This is a genomic window from Plantactinospora endophytica (assembly GCF_016862915.1).
Lineage (GTDB): Bacteria > Actinomycetota > Actinomycetes > Mycobacteriales > Micromonosporaceae > Plantactinospora > Plantactinospora endophytica.
Genome location: NZ_BONW01000001.1, coordinates 355,143 through 370,002, shown reverse-complemented (window position 1 = coordinate 370,002; position 14,860 = coordinate 355,143). Strand labels below are relative to the sequence as shown.

Sequence of the window (14,860 nt, the reverse complement as noted above, 5' to 3'; positions counted from 1 at the left end):
GCCAGGTCACGAGTGCCAGCGTCCAAGCCCCGGCTTGCTGGCCGGCAACCCTCGTCGAGGTTCGCGGTGGGGTGCCCCGGGTGATGACCGGGCTCGGTGCACTCCCGCACCGGGCAAGCGCGGACCCCGCTCCCACCCGCCCCGGGGTCCCTGGCACCGGAGGCATCTCGATGAGTACCAGTCTCGTTTCCGCGCCCACCCGACCCGCCGGCCCGGCCCGGCCGACCGACCCGTCGGGGGTGGAACGACTGTCCCGGACCGCCCCGGCCGGTCCGGCCGGGCCCGCTGCGGCACCATCGGCCGCGCGGACCCGGACGTCACCGGTCGAGCCGGTCGAGGTCACGATCGGCACCGGTGTCGAGGCGACCGGGCCGCTCCAGGTGCTCGGGGTACCCGGGCAGGTCAACCTGGACTATGCCGCCACCGCGCCGTGCGCGCGGGCCGCCGCCGACGCGGTGGCCGAGCTGTTGCCGTGGTACGGCAGCGTGCACCGGGGCGCCGGGGCGCTGTCCCGACGCAGCACGCTGGCGTACGAGCGGGCCCGGCAGGACGTCGGCGACTTTCTCGGGGTACGCCCCGACGACTCCGTCGTCTTCACCCGGAACACCACGGACGCACTCAACCTGCTGGCCCGGGCCCTGCCGCCCGGCACCCGGGTGGTGACCTTCGCCGCCGAGCACCACGCCAACCTGCTGCCCTGGCCCACCGGGGCGGTGCGGTTGCCGGTGCCCGACTCGGCCGGTGCCGCCGTCCGGGCGGTAGACGCGGCGCTGCGGGAACTGCGCCGGGGCAGTGGCGGCGAGGCGCCGATCCTGGTCGCGGTGACCGGGGCCAGCAACGTCACCGGCGAGTGCTGGCCGATCGCCGACCTGGCCCGGATCGCCCACCGGCACGACGCGCGGATCGCGCTGGACGCGGCCCAACTCGCCCCGCACGCCGAACTGGACGTCACCGCCCTGGCGGTCGACTACGTGGCCGTCTCCGGACACAAGCTGTACGCCCCGTTCGGCATCGGCGTACTCGCCGGACGGGCCGACTGGCTGGACGCCGCGCCGCCGTACCTGGCCGGTGGCGGGGCGACCCTCGGGGTCGGGCCGGCGACACACGACGTCCGCTGGGTCGACGGGCCCGGCCGGCACGAGGCCGGCACCCCCAACCTGCTCGGCGCGGTGGCGCTGGCCGCGGTCTGCAACGCGTTGGCCGAGGCGGACCGCGCCGCGCTGTACGCGGACGAGCAGGCCCTGCTCGCCCGCCTGCGGTCCGGGCTGGCCGGGCTGCCGGACGTGGTCGAGCTGCGTACCTTCGCCGTGGACGCGCCCCGGGTCGGCATCGTCTCGTTCGTGGTCGCCGGTCGGGACTCGGCCGAGGTCGCGGCCGACCTCGCCCAGCACTGGCAGATCGGGCTGCGGGACGGACTGTTCTGCGCGCACCCGCTGGCCCGCCGGCTGCTCACCGAGGCGGCCGACCGGAGCGGCCGACGCGACCTGCCGCCGACCGCGCTGCGCGCCAGCATCGGGCTCGGCAGCACCGCCGCACACGTCGACCGCCTGCTGGCCGCCCTGGCCAGCCTGGCCACACCACGCTGACGGGCGGGGCGGCGACCGGGCTAAGGCCGCGCGAAGGCACGAGCGGCACCGGGCAGGGTGCCACGCGAAGACACCGGCGGCACCGGGCTGGGGCCGTGCGAGGGCACGAGCGATCACCGGACGGGGGCCGCGCGAAGGCACGGGCGATCACCGGGCGGAGCCGGCCTCCGACGATGGTGTGTCCGAGGGGCGGTCCGAATTTGTGGCACGGGGCTTGCCGGCCGCCGCCTCGGCGGCCTCGCCGGCATGCCCGCCCGCCGCCCGGCGCACCAACTGGTTCGCTTCGAGCCGTTCGATGCCGGTGGCCCGGAGCAGGTCGCTGCCGGTGGTACGGACCTGCGCGATCACCACGCTGCCGGAGAACCCGACCCCCTCGGCGTACGCCCTGCCGGCCTGGCCGATCGCCTGCAACGCCTGCTCCCGGGTGGCCTCCGGGCGTACCCCGAGGCCGAGGTCCTTACGCAGCAGTCGTACCGCCTCGGCGAGCAGCGCCACCGCGTTGGACATCTCCTCCGGGACCGGCTCCCCGTCCTCCAGCACGGTCACCGCCCGCCGGATCAGCGTCCCGCTGTTGTGTACGGCGTGCTCGATGTACTCGGAACTCTCCACGTACTGGGTGAGCGCTCCTCGACGGTGCCAGCGCACCGGCGCCAGGATGGAGGTCTCCCGGCCACCCTCCAACGCCTCCTCGAAGCCCTGGAGATGGTTCTCCACCTCGCGCAACCGGTCCAGCGCCGCCTGTGCCCGGGGCGCGTCCCGGGTCTTCAGCGCCTCGGCGGTCTCGGAGAGTTCCTCGGCGAGCCGGCCGAGCGGCGGCCGGGCCGCCCGGTCCACCACCCGCAACGGGTTCAACGGCAGCACCAGTGCGATCACCACGAGCCCGGCGAAACCGCCGATCAGGGCGTCGATCACCCGGGGCGACTCGATGTTGGCCTGCTGCGGCATGTCGACGGTCACGATCAGCACGGCGGTGGCCGCCGCCTGGGTCACCACCGCCGGGCCGCCGCCCAGGAAGATCGTGACCATGATCGACAGGGCGACGATCAGACCGAGCTGCCAGGGCCCGGTGCCGGCGGCAAAGACCAGCGCGTCGCCGAGGCCGATGCCGACCGCCACCCCGATGATCAGTTCGACCGTACGCCGCAGTCGCTGGCCGACCGAGGAGGCGAGGGTACCGATCGCGGAGATCGGCGCGAAGACCGGCGACGGGTTGTCGAGGAACTCGTGCGAGCCGACCCAGGCCAGCGCGGCGGCCACCCCCGCCTGGAGGGCCAGCACCAGGTTGAACCGTACGGCGTGCCAGCGGTCCTTGACGGTGGCCCGGGACCGCTTCCGGAACTCCTTCGCCAGGTTGGTGATGCGCTCCCGATCGAGGTCCACCGGCGTTTTGGCCACGGTGTGCCGGAGGGAGCGCATGGCGGGGACTACCCACTCCCGAACCCGCCGAACCCGCCGAACCCGGACGTCAGGATCATCCGCCGAACCCGGTCGTCGGAATCCATCGAACCCGGACGGCCGGCTCCGTGGGGCGGCTGGTCAGGACCTGCGGGACCCGGTGGTATCGGCGCCTCTCGTCCCGGTTGTCCGTCGCCGTACCGGAAACCGCCGTGGTCGGTGTATCCGTCGGGCGGTTAGCCTGCCAGGCATGCCGGATCTTCTCGACGACCTGCGGGCGGCGCTCGGCGAGTCCGCCGTACTGACCGATCCCGATCTGCTCCGTGGCCACCAGCGCGACGAGGCCGACCTCTGCGCGGCCGGGATGCCGGCCGTGGTGGTCCGGCCACGGACCACCGCCGAGGTGGTCGCCGTGGTCCGGGCGGCGGCGGCGCACGGTGCTCCGCTGGTACCCCAGGGGGCCCGGACCGGACTGGCGGGCGCGGCCAACGCGGTCGACGGTGCGGTCGTGCTCTCCACGGTGCTGATGGACGAGATCCGGGAGGTCGACCCGGTGAACCGGATCGCGGTGGTCCAGCCGGGAGTGGTCAACGCCACCCTGGCCGCCGCCGTGGCAAAGCACGGCCTGCGCTATCCGCCCGACCCCGGCTCCTGGGAGTCGTCCACGATCGGCGGCAACGTGTCGACCAACGCGGGCGGAATGTGCTGCGTCAAGTACGGCGTCACCACCGAGTACGTCCTCGGCCTGGAGGTGGTACTGGCCGACGGGGAGATCCTGCGCACCGGACGGCGTACCGCCAAGGGGGTCGCCGGGTACGACCTGACCCGGCTCTTCGTCGGCTCGGAGGGCACCCTCGGGGTGATCACCGAGGTGACCGTCTCGCTGCGGCCGGCCGCCGAGGAGTCACTGACCCTGGTCGCGGTCTTCCCGTCCACCACCGCCGCCGGCCGGGCGGTCGCGGAGATCTCCGCCCAGGGGCTCACCCCGAGCCTGCTGGAACTGCTGGACCGGACGCACCTGGGCGCGATCGAGGCGTACCGGCCGATGGGGTTGCGTACCGACGCCGAGGCGCTGCTGCTGGCCGCCGCCGACACCGGTCCCCGGGCCGCCGCCGACCTCGCGCGGCTGGCCGAGGTCTGCACGGCGAGCGGTGCCGACGAGGTCTTCGCGGCCACCGACGCGGCGGAGGCCGCCGCGCTGCTCCAGGCCCGCCGGTTGGCGCACCCGGCGATGGAACGGTTCGCCGCGCAGACCTATCCGGACGGCAACGGCGGCCTGGTCATCGACGACGTGGCGGTACCCCGGGACGCGCTGGCGGCGCTCCTCGACGGGGTGGCCCGGATCTCCGCCGAGCACGACGTGCCGATCGGCGTGGTCGGGCACGCCGGTGACGGCAACATGCATCCGAACATCGTGGTCGACCGGGCCGACCCGGAGAACGTGCAGCGGGGCCGGCGTGCCTTCGACGCGATCATGGAACTCGGGCTCTCCCTCGGCGGCACCTGCACCGGGGAGCACGGGGTCGGCCTGCTCAAGCGGGACTGGCTGGCCCGGGAGATCGGGCCGGTCGGTGTCCGGGTGCACCAGGCCATCAAGGACGCACTCGACCCGACCGGACTGCTCAACCCCGGCAAGGTGCTGTAACCCGCTGACGGGCTTTCCTGCTGACCCGCTGACTCGCTGACCCGCTGACTCGCTTCTCCGCGACGTGCTTTCCGCCGGCGTGCCTCTCCGCGACGGGCTGACCGGGCTGGTTTGCCGGGCCGGCGGCGGTCAGCCGGGAAGTTCGATCTCGTCCAGGCCGGCGCTCGCGCCCCGGTCGGCCGCGAAGCCGCGTACGTCCGGCGCGCCCACCCGGGCCGCGTCGGCCGTGGCGTCGTCCGGCATCCGCTGGGACTGCCGTTCCGCCTGCACCCGGGCCAGGTAGTGCTCGACCTCGCGGGCCCGCACCGTGGCGTCCCAGCCGAGCACCCGACCCATGATCTCGGCCGCCTGCTCGGCCGACTCGGCACCCCGGTGCGGCGTCTCGAACGAGATCCGGGTACGCCGGGTCAGCACGTCGTCCAGGTGCAGCGCCCCTTCGGCCCGGGCCGCGTACGCCACCTCGGCGGCGAGGTATTCCGGTGCCCCGGCCAGCGGTGAACCGAGCAGTGGATCGGCGTCGACCATGTCGAGCAGGTGCGTGGTGAGGTTGCCGTACCGCTCCAGCAGGTGTTCGACCACCCCGGCCTGCACCCCGTGCCGGCGGGCCAGGTCGGCCCGGTCCCGCCACAGTGCCGCGTACCCGTCGGCGCCGACCAGCGGCAGCTCGGCGGTGCGCGACGGGCGTACGCCACCGAGCCGGCGGGCGGCCCGGTCGACCACGTCGGCGGCCATCACCCGGTACGTCGTGTACTTCCCACCGGCCACCAGCAGCAGTCCGAGCATCGGCTCGTAGACCGCGTGCTCGCGGGAGAGCTTCGACGTCGAGTCCGCCTCGCCCGAGAGCAGCGGGCGCAGTCCGGCGTAGACGCCCTCGATGTCGGCGGTGGTCAGCGGCCGGTCCAGCACCGTGTTGACCTGGTCGAGCAGATAGTCGATGTCCCGGGCCGAGGCCGCCGGGTGGGCCCGGTCGAGCCGCCAGTCGGTGTCGGTGGTGCCGATGATCCAGTGCCCGCCCCACGGGATGACGAAGAGCACCGAGGTGGGCGTACGCAGGATCAGCCCGGCCTCGCCGGTGATCGCCGAACGGGGCACCACCAGGTGTACGCCCTTGGATGCGCGGACCCGCAGCCCGCGGCGTACCCCGACGTCACCGAGCAGTTCGGACATGTCGTCGCTCCACACTCCGGTGGCGGCGATGACGGTGCGGGCGCGTACCTCGAACTCGGCGTCCGGGGAGCCGGGCGGCGCCTCCATGTCCCGGACCCGTACCCCGGTCACCTCGCGGGCCTGCCGGACCAGGCCGACGACGCGCGCGCTGGTCGCCATCGCCGCGCCGAGGCTGGCCGCCGTGCGGGCCAGGGTGACCACCAAGCGGGCGTCGTCGACCTGGCCGTCGTAGTAGCGGATGGCCCCGGCGATGGCGTCGGCGCGCAGGCTGGGAAAGGTCCGGCGGGCGCCCTCGCGGGTGAGGTGCCGGTGCAGCGGCATCCCCCGCCCGCCGGCGAAGACCCCGGCGAAGGCGTCGTAGGTGGCGACTCCGGTGCCGTAGTAGGAGCGTCGCCAGGCCCGGCCGGCCAGCGCGGCCCGGCCGTGGCCGGGCGGCAGCGGGATCAGGATCGGCACCGGGCGCACCAGGTGCGGGGCGAGCCGGGTGGCGAGCAGGCCGCGCTCGGTCAGCGCCTCGTGGACCAGGTGGAACTCCAGTTGCTCCAGGTAGCGCAGGCCGCCGTGGATGAGTTTGCTGGACCGGCTGGAGGTGCCGGAGGCGAAGTCGCGCGCCTCGACCAGGGCCACCTTGAGCCCACGGGAGGCCGCGTCGAGCGCGGCGCCCGCGCCGGTCACCCCACCGCCGATCACGAGTACGTCGAACCGCTCGCTCCGGAGCCGACGGAGGTCGGCGGCGCGGCGGGACGGGGAGAGCCGGCTGGCCGTGTTCCGGGAAAGGCTGGGGTCACGCACCCGTCCACGGTAGCCGCAGCGGTGCCGGGGGCGGGGCCCCCGGGTAGCACCGTCCGGCGGAGTCGCCGACCGGACATGTTGACAGCGCCCGTAGACTTTGCATTGCAGAGTACAGTGCTGATGCAAAGCTAAATGCCGACGCAAAGCTGAACGCCGACACGAAGTGGAACGCCGGCACAGAGTTCGACGCCGACACAGAGCTGGAAACGCTGACGCAGAGTTGAGGGGGCGACGATGAGTTCCACCGACGGGAAGCGGTCCGTGGAGATCCTGGCCGAGCTGGACCGGTTACGCGACCGCACCCGCACCCGGACACACAACGGCGCCTGGCTGCCGGCGCTCGCCGTCGCCGTACTGTTACTGGCCAGCACCGCCCTCTACCGCACCCCGTTCGCGCAGTCGAGGACCACCGTCGTGCACCACCCCTACTGGGCCGGGCTCCCCGACGAGCAGCGGCACCCCGTCCTGTCGTACGTCTTCTGGTTCGTCGGCGTGCCACTGCTGGTCGCCGCCACCGGCACCTGGTACGGCTGGCGGGCCCGTCGGCTCGGACTGCGGGTCTCCTGGCCACTCTTCGCCGGCACCGGCCTCGGCGTGCTCCTGCTGCTCGCGGTCGTCGCGGCGGTACCGAGGACGGAAATCCAGCCCGGCACGCTCGTCGACCAGCAGCCAGGGTGGTGGCACGGGATGCTGACCCCGCTGCTGTCGATCGCCGTGGCCGTACTGGCGCTCGCCTGGGCCGAACGCAGTCCGGCCCTGGCCGCCGCCGGAGCCTGGATCGCACTGCTCACCGCCTGGCTCTGCGGCTCGCCCCGGCTGGGCGAGCTGGCCCCGTGGGCCACCGACATCCTCGGTTGGCAGAGCGGTTCGCTCGGCGGTCAACTCGCGCTCCGCCCCGGCCACTACCTTGTGCTGATGGCCCTGCCGCTGGTGGTCTTCGCCGCCGTACGCGCCGCCCGCAGCCGACGGCGTCCCGATGCCTGACCGGCCGGTGCCGCCGCACCCGGCGCTGGCCCTGGATGACACCGTGCACCAGCGGGTACGCCTCGGCATCCTCACCGTGCTGAGCGAGACCCGGGAGTGCAAGTTCGCCACCCTCCGGGACGAGCTGGGGCTGACCGACGGCAACCTCAACCGCCACCTGCGCATCCTCGAACAGGCCGAGCTGCTCCGGGTGGTCAAGGGGTACGAGGGGCGCCGCCCGTGCACCTGGCTGCGACTCACCCGACAGGGCCGGGCAGCCCTACGCGCCGAGGTCGCCGCGCTGGAGCAGTTGGTGAGTCGGCTGCGCGACGCCACCGCCGAACCGGAGCCCGAGAGCTGACCGTGGCCGTACGCGGGCCGGCGGGTGGCGGCGGCGGGCCGGGCGGCACCGTACTGTTCGGTCATGCAGGATGGTCCGCCGCCACCACCGCCCGAGGAACCGTCCCCACCAGCCTCGCCGGCCACCCCGCCCCCGCTGGCCGAACCGTCGACGCCCGACGAGCCACCGTCCCCGCGCGGCGACGGGCAGCCGTCGCCGGACGGACCACCGTCGACGCGGGACGTTGGGCAGCCGCCGGTCGTGTCACCGCCGACGCGGGGCGGCGGGCAGCCGTCGCCGGGCGTGGCCGGCCAACCGTGGCCGAGCGCACCGAACCAACCGTGGCCGAGCACGCCCGGCCGGCCGCTGCCGGTCATGCCGAACCAGCCCTGGCCGCCGGGCGGGACGCGGCAGCCGTGGCCGGTGGGACCGGGCCGGCCGGCGCCGCCCGCCGGAGGTGGCGTGTGGCCGGTGGTCGCCGCCGCGCTGGTCGGAGTCTGGGCGGTCGGGACGACCGTCGGCAGCCAGAGCATCGCCTGGCTGGTCGAACAGGTCCTGCTCGTTGCCGGACTGGACCAGCAGAATTGGCTGTGGCCGACGATCGCCGTCGCCAATGCACTGCTGGTCGGGGTACCGGCCGGACTGCTCGCCGCGCTGCCCCGGTCGCCGGCTGTCCGGGCCGCCGGTCGGGCCTGGCTGCTCGGCGCGATCGCCCTCGGCGCGCTGGGGCTGCTCCGGGCGATACCGCCCACCCTGCCGGAGGTCTACCTCGCCGGGGTCGCCGTTGTGGCCGGCCTCGCCGCCCTGCTGATCCGGCACCTCGGCGGCCGGCCGAGCCAGGCCCGGCAACCGGAGTCGGCCCGACAGCCCGAGCAGCACCCGCAACTTGAGCACCACCCGCGACCAGCGCAGCACCCACAACTGGCGCAGGCCCGACAGCCGGAACCGAACCGGCAACCGGAACCGGAACAGCAGCCGGCACAGACCCGGCAACCGGAACCGGAGCAGCCGGCAAAGACTCGGCAACCGGAGTCGGAGTCGGCAACGATTCGGCGGACGGAGTGGGTCCGGGCCGAGCCGGCGGCGATCGGGCTGAGCGTGGCCGCCGGGCTCGCGCTGCTGCTGCCGTGGGTCTGGCTCGGCGCGCTGGGCGGGGTACTGGAGACGGCGTGCGGGCTGCTCGCCTCGGCTGCGGTGGGCTGGCTGGCCGCCACTGTCCTCGATGGACGATTCTGGGCCGGCTACGAGCGGACCACGGCGCGCCGGGGCGGCGCACCCGCACCGACCCGACCGGTGGGCGGCGCCCGGCTGGTGCTGGTCGGCGGCTTGGTGGCCGGGGTGGCACTGGCACTGGTCGCCGGCGGGATCGGCCAGTCCGGCGCGCAACTCGCCGCGCTGTTCGTACTTCCGCCGGCCGGCTTCGCGATCGCCGCCCTCCGGGTCGCGTCCCGGGCCACCCGCCCGACGGCTGTCACCGACCAGGCCCGGCCGACGGCGGCGCCCGGCCAGGCCCAGCCGACAGCTGTCGTCGACCCGGCTCAGTCGACAGCGGCGCCCGGCCAGGCCCGGTCGACGGCGGCGGTCGGCCCGGCACAGGTGGAACTCCGGCCGGTCGGCGCCGCCCCGGTCGGCTGGCTGGTCGGCATCGCCGCCGTCGGGCCGCTGGCCCTGGTCGATCCGGAGGAGATCACGCTGCTCCTCTCCGGTGCCCGGGACGTGCCGTACTGGACCGCCGTCGCCGCCGCCGGCTCGCTCGCCGTCGCGGTGCTGCTCGGCATCGGGTACGGCTTCGGCTTCGGCCGTGCCGGTGCCTCCGTACCGCGCCGTGCGGTCGCCGCGACCGTGGCCGGCGTACTGCTGGTCGCCACCGGTGCGGTGTACGTCGGGCTCGGCGCCCCCGGCTGGCACGGCGAGCGGCTCTTCGTGGTGTTGAAGGAGCAGGTGGACCTGACCGGGGTGGCGACCGGCCAGACCGGCCCGGCCGGCCGGGAGGCCCGGGGTCGGGAGGTGTACCGCCGACTCGTCGAGACAGCCGACCGGTCGCAGGCGGACCTGCGCCGGGACCTGGACCGGCTGCGCCTGGACCACACGCCGTACTACCTGGTCAACGCCGTGGAGGTGGAGGGCGGCTCGGCGGTACGGGCCTGGCTGTCCCGCCGCGCCGACGTCGACCGGGTACTGGTCAGCCAGCGGTTGCGACCGCTGCCGGCTGGCGGGTCTCCGACCCGGGGCGACCAGCCGGCGCCGACCGCGCCGATCTGGAGCCTGCGCACCATCGGCGCCGACCGGGTGTGGTCGCAACTCGGCGTCGACGGCTCGGGCGTCGTGGTCGGCGGGTCGGACTCCGGCGTGGACGGCCGCCATCCGGCGCTCTCCGCCGGTTTCCGGGGCGGCGACGACTCCTGGTACGACCCGTGGAACGGCTCCCGCTCCCCTACCGACCTGGGCGGCCACGGTACGCACACCCTGGCCACCGCAGTCGGCGACCAGCAGGTCGGTGTGGCACCGGGTGCGCAGTGGGTCGGCTGCGTGAACCTCGACCGGAACCTGGGCAACCCGGCGCGCTACCTGGACTGCCTCCAGTTCATGCTCGCGCCGTTCCCGCCCGGTGCCGACCCGTTCACGGCCGGACGCCCGGAGCGGGCGCCACAGGTGCTGACCAACTCGTGGAGTTGCCCGGCGATCGAGGGCTGTGCCCGGGACACCCTCCAGCCGGCCACCTCGGCGTTCGCGGCGGCCGGGGTCTTCTTCGTCGCCGCCGCCGGCAACACCGGCTCGTTCTGCGGCTCGGTCGACGACCCGCCCGCGCCGTATCCGGACGTCCTCACCGTCGGAGCGGTGGACCGGCAGCGCCGGGTCACCCCCTTCTCCAGCCGTGGCCCGACGCCCGGCGGACTGACCAAACCGGACCTGGTCGCCCCCGGCGAGGAGGTGCTCTCGGCACTGCCCGGCGGCGGGTACGGCACGCTGAGTGGTACGTCGATGGCGACGCCGCACCTGGCCGGGGTGGTCGCGTTGATGTGGTCGGCCAATCCGGCGCTGGTCGGCGATCTGGAGACCACCCGGCGGATCCTGCTCGACACCGCCACACCGGCCGAGCCGACCTTCCGGTCACGGCAGAGCGCCGACACCTGCGGCTCGGAAGGCAACATCACCGGCGCCGGACTGGTCGACGCGTACGCGGCCGTCCAGGCGGCCCGGCAACTCGGCCGGTGAACCGCCTCGATCCGGGCGGCCCGACCGGGCTCGGTTATGGTCGGCGACCATGAGCGCGGAGTTCTCCCTCACCGAGCTGACCGAGGACCAGCTACCTGCCGTCGTACGGCTCTGCCGGGCGGCGCTGGACCTGCCCGACGACTCGGCCGAGGCGGCGGAGATCGTGGCCCGGCTCCGGGACGACTCGCCGCTGCCCGGTGCCACCGGGCGACGCCGTGTCACCGGGGTGGTCGGGTGGCAGGACGGCGCGCTCGTCGGGGTCGCGCTCGGCTCGATGGCGGACCGGGGTGCGGATCCGGCGGCCGGCCACCTCGACCTGGTCGCGGTACACCCGGACCGGCGCCGCCGGGGGCTCGGCCGCGCCCTGGTGTCGCGGCTGGAAGCGGCGCTCGCCGGGCTCGGTGCGACCCGGGTACGCATCGCCGGGAATCCGCCGCACTACGTCTGGCCCGGCATCGACGTCCGGTACACCCCGGCAGTCTGCACCGCCCTGGCGCTCGGCTACACCCCGGACGGCACCGCCTGGAACATGACGGCCGATCTCTCCACCGAGTCCTCCCCGGCGCTGCGGTCCACAGAGGCCGCCGAGCGACGGCTGGCGGACCAGGGCATCACGGTACGCCGGGCGGAGCCGGCCGACCTGCCGATGCTGACCGGGTTCGCCCGGTCCGCCTTCGGCGGCAGTTGGGACGTCGAAGTGCTGCACTCGGTCGGTCGGGAGGGCGCCGGCTGCCACGTCGCCGTCCGTACGCCTGCCGGCAGCGGCGGGGAGCCGGAGTTGCTGGGCTTCGCCGCGTACGGCTCGTCCCGGCCGAGCTGGTTCGGGCCGATGGGTACCGCACCCGCCGCACAGGGCCTCGGGATCGGCGGCGTACTGCTCCGTCGCTGCCTGCGCGACCAGCGGGCGGCCGGACACCTGCGGGCGGAGATCGGCTGGGTCGGTCCGGTGCCGTTCTACGCGGGCAGCGCGGGCGCGCGGATCGAGCGGGTGTTCTTCCTCTACCAGAAAGAGTTGCGCAACGACGGGTGACCGGCCGATCCGGAGCGGCTCAGATCGATACCACGCCATTTTCCCGTGTTGCCGGCCGACCTCTCCTACCGTTTGCGGTGGAGGAGGAAGTCATGGCAAAAGACGACGAACCGGTTGACGAGCTCCATTCGGTCGCCTGGCCGCCGATAGCGGATGTCTCCACCCGGACGCCGGTTTCCCGGCTCGACTACGGGGACGCCGACCAGCGGGCTGAAATGGACGAGGTCGACGACTTATCCGCCGAGGAGCCGGTCGCGCTGGTGGATGCGCCGATATCGATCCGGGAACCGTTCAGCCAGGCGGAGAAACGGCGCAATCAGCGACGGATGCCGACATGAGGAAGGGGCGGACCGCTGACGCGGCCCGCCCCCTCGACGTTGGAGCCTGGACTCAGAAGTCCATGTCCCCGCCGCCCGGCGCAGCCGGGGCAGCCGGGTTCTTCTCCGGCTTGTCCGCCACCACAGCCTCGGTGGTCAGGAACAGGGCCGCGATCGACGACGCGTTCTGCAGTGCCGAACGGGTCACCTTGGCCGGGTCGATGATGCCGGCCTTGAGCAGGTCGACGTACTCACCGTTGGCCGCGTTGAGGCCGTGCCCGGCCTCCAGGTTGCGGACCTTCTCGACCACGACGCCGCCTTCGAGGCCGGCGTTGACGGCGATCTGCCGCAGCGGGGCGTCCAGCGCGATCTTGACGATCTGCGCGCCGGTCGCCTCGTCGCCGGCCAGGTCCAGCTTGTCGAAGGCGGTCTTGCCGGCCTGGACCAGCGCGACACCACCACCGGGGACGATGCCCTCCTCGACGGCGGCCTTCGCGTTGCGCACCGCGTCCTCGATGCGGTGCTTGCGCTCCTTCAGCTCGACCTCGGTGGCCGCGCCGACCTTGATCACCGCAACACCGCCGGCCAGCTTGGCCAGGCGCTCCTGCAGCTTCTCGCGGTCGTAGTCGGAGTCGCTCTTCTCGATCTCGGCGCGGATCTGGTTGACCCGACCGTTGATCTGGTCGGCGTCGCCGGAACCGTCGACGATGGTGGTCTCGTCCTTGGTCACCACGACCTTGCGGGCCCGGCCCAGCATGTCGAGGCCGACGGCGTCCAGCTTGAGGCCGACCTCCTCGCTGATCGGCTGTCCGCCGGTCAGGATGGCGATGTCGCCCAGCATGGCCTTGCGGCGGTCACCGAAGCCCGGCGCCTTGACGGCGACCGACTTGAAGGTGCCCCGGACCTTGTTGACCACCAGGGTCGCCAGGGCCTCGCCCTCGACGTCCTCGGCGATGATGGCCAGCGGCTTGCCCGACTGCATGACCTTCTCGAGGATCGGCAGCAGGTCCTTGACCGTCGAGATCTTGCTGTTGACGATCAGGATGTACGGGTCGTCGAGCACGGCCTCCATCCGGTCGGGGTCGGTCATGAAGTACCCCGAGATGTAGCCCTTGTCGAAGCGCATACCCTCGGTCAGCTCAAGCTCGAGCCCGAAGGTGTTGCTCTCCTCGACGGTGATGACGCCTTCCTTGCCGACCTTGTCCATCGCCTCGGCGATGATCTCGCCGACGGTGTTGTCACCGGCGGAGATGGAGGCGGTGGAGGCGATCTGCTCCTTGGTCTCGACGTCCTTGGCGAGCTTGCTCAGCTCCTCCGAGACGTTCGCGACGGCGGCCTCGATGCCCCGCTTCAGGGCCATCGGGTTGGCACCGGCCGCGACGTTGCGCAGGCCCTCGCGGACCAGCGCCTGGGCGAGGACGGTCGCCGTCGTCGTGCCGTCACCGGCAACGTCGTCGGTCTTCTTGGCGACCTCCTTGACCAGCTCCGCACCGATCTTCTCGTACGGGTCCTCGAGCTCGATCTCCTTGGCGATGCTCACACCATCGTTGGTGATGGTCGGAGCGCCCCACTTCTTCTCGAGCACGACGTTGCGGCCCTTCGGGCCCAGCGTCACCTTTACGGCGTCGGCGAGGGTGTTCATGCCCCGCTCGAGGCCGCGGCGCGCCTCCTCGTCGAACGCGATCATCTTGGCCATACGGCGTTGTCCTCCTGGACACTCACGGCCGCCGGAGCCTTTCCGACCCCGACCTGCCGCCTGATTACGCACCTTCGGACGTCACTACGGCACTGGCGGACGGGGCCCGCCGGCACCCGCAGGTGCCCGCTCGACTCCGTCGCGCTGTGCGACAGTGACGTCCGCCGGCCGGGCCGGACAGCCCGCGACGACCGGCCATGTGCCGCGCACCCGCTCCCGGACCCGCGACCGTGGCCCTACCGCCCCGACCATTGGCACTCACGGTGTGCGAGTGCCAATGACTTGTTTAGCACTCTCCCCAGGCGAGTGCAAGCGAGTGGGCCGGTCCGGCCGACTCCGGGAACCGGTCACGGGCCGGCCGGGCGCGCTGGGCGACCGGCATGCGTACGACAGGGGAACGGCAACCGAACCGCCGGTGCAGGAACTCGTCCGGCCGGCGTACGGCCGGCACCCCGGCGCGGTCCCGCCGTCGGGCCAGCCCTGGGCCTCCGGCCGCGCCAGGCGTGCGACCCGCCCACCCCAGTTGGCCGGCAGGTCGGATCCGCCACGAAGGCGTCACGGGGCCCGGCGTTCAGTTCGCGGCCCACCGCCCGGCGAAATGCGCGGTTATCCGCGTCCTGGGAAGTTCGGCGGCGGCGCCGGACGTGGAAGTGGTCGGTCCAGGCGCAGCCCGCCCGCGCCGAACACCCCCGCCGACGCCACTCGGCCGGGGG

General features: G+C 73.7%; 10 protein-coding genes and 1 riboswitch. Of the genes, 7 read left to right on the top strand and 3 right to left on the bottom strand.

Going from position 1 to position 14,860, the window contains the following annotated elements:
• Positions 1 to 4 precede the first annotated feature (4 nt).
• Positions 5 to 126: riboswitch (SAM riboswitch) on the top strand.
• 44 nt (positions 127 to 170) lie between these two features.
• The gene (locus Pen02_RS01590) at positions 171 to 1,586 is read left to right on the top strand and encodes an aminotransferase class V-fold PLP-dependent enzyme (protein WP_239139876.1); all 1,416 of its coding nucleotides are present in this window, start codon (positions 171 to 173) and stop codon (positions 1,584 to 1,586) included.
• 147 nt (positions 1,587 to 1,733) lie between these two features.
• Here the strand turns inward: Pen02_RS01590 and Pen02_RS01585 are convergent, their stop codons facing one another.
• A complete protein-coding gene (locus tag Pen02_RS01585) occupies positions 1,734 to 2,966 on the bottom strand; it encodes an FUSC family protein (protein ID WP_239139875.1) in 1,233 nt (410 codons plus the stop codon).
• 265 nt (positions 2,967 to 3,231) lie between these two features.
• On the opposite strand from Pen02_RS01585, the gene Pen02_RS01580 reads away from it, so the two are divergent.
• A complete protein-coding gene (locus Pen02_RS01580; RefSeq protein WP_203864056.1) occupies positions 3,232 to 4,626 on the top strand; it encodes an FAD-binding oxidoreductase in 1,395 nt (464 codons plus the stop codon).
• Positions 4,627 to 4,755: 129 nt separating this feature from the next.
• On the opposite strand, the gene Pen02_RS01575 is transcribed toward Pen02_RS01580, so the two are convergent.
• The gene (locus Pen02_RS01575; protein WP_203864055.1) at positions 4,756 to 6,585 is read right to left on the bottom strand and encodes a glycerol-3-phosphate dehydrogenase/oxidase; all 1,830 of its coding nucleotides are present in this window, start codon (positions 6,583 to 6,585) and stop codon (positions 4,756 to 4,758) included.
• 234 nt (positions 6,586 to 6,819) lie between these two features.
• Between Pen02_RS01575 and Pen02_RS01570 the strand changes: the two genes are divergently transcribed.
• The 5 genes from Pen02_RS01570 (at position 6,820) to Pen02_RS01550 (ending at position 12,472) form a co-directional block, all read left to right on the top strand.
• Positions 6,820 to 7,569, top strand: coding sequence for a hypothetical protein (locus Pen02_RS01570; RefSeq protein WP_203864054.1), 750 nt, complete (start codon positions 6,820 to 6,822; stop codon positions 7,567 to 7,569).
• The gene (locus Pen02_RS01565; RefSeq protein WP_203864053.1) at positions 7,562 to 7,909 is read left to right on the top strand and encodes a winged helix-turn-helix domain-containing protein; all 348 of its coding nucleotides are present in this window, start codon (positions 7,562 to 7,564) and stop codon (positions 7,907 to 7,909) included. The genes Pen02_RS01570 and Pen02_RS01565 overlap by 8 nt, the downstream gene beginning before the upstream one ends.
• Before the next feature lie 354 nt (positions 7,910 to 8,263).
• Positions 8,264 to 11,104, top strand: coding sequence for a S8 family serine peptidase (locus tag Pen02_RS01560; protein ID WP_203864314.1), 2,841 nt, complete (start codon positions 8,264 to 8,266; stop codon positions 11,102 to 11,104).
• Positions 11,105 to 11,153: 49 nt separating this feature from the next.
• Complete coding sequence (locus Pen02_RS01555; protein WP_203864052.1) at positions 11,154 to 12,134, top strand: GNAT family N-acetyltransferase; 981 nt, start codon at positions 11,154 to 11,156, stop codon at positions 12,132 to 12,134.
• A gap of 92 nt (positions 12,135 to 12,226) precedes the next feature.
• The gene (locus Pen02_RS01550) at positions 12,227 to 12,472 is read left to right on the top strand and encodes a hypothetical protein (RefSeq protein ID WP_239139872.1); all 246 of its coding nucleotides are present in this window, start codon (positions 12,227 to 12,229) and stop codon (positions 12,470 to 12,472) included.
• Positions 12,473 to 12,524: 52 nt separating this feature from the next.
• On the opposite strand, the gene groL is transcribed toward Pen02_RS01550, so the two are convergent.
• A complete protein-coding gene (groL, locus tag Pen02_RS01545; RefSeq protein WP_203864051.1) occupies positions 12,525 to 14,147 on the bottom strand; it encodes a chaperonin GroEL in 1,623 nt (540 codons plus the stop codon).
• Positions 14,148 to 14,860 lie beyond the last annotated feature (713 nt).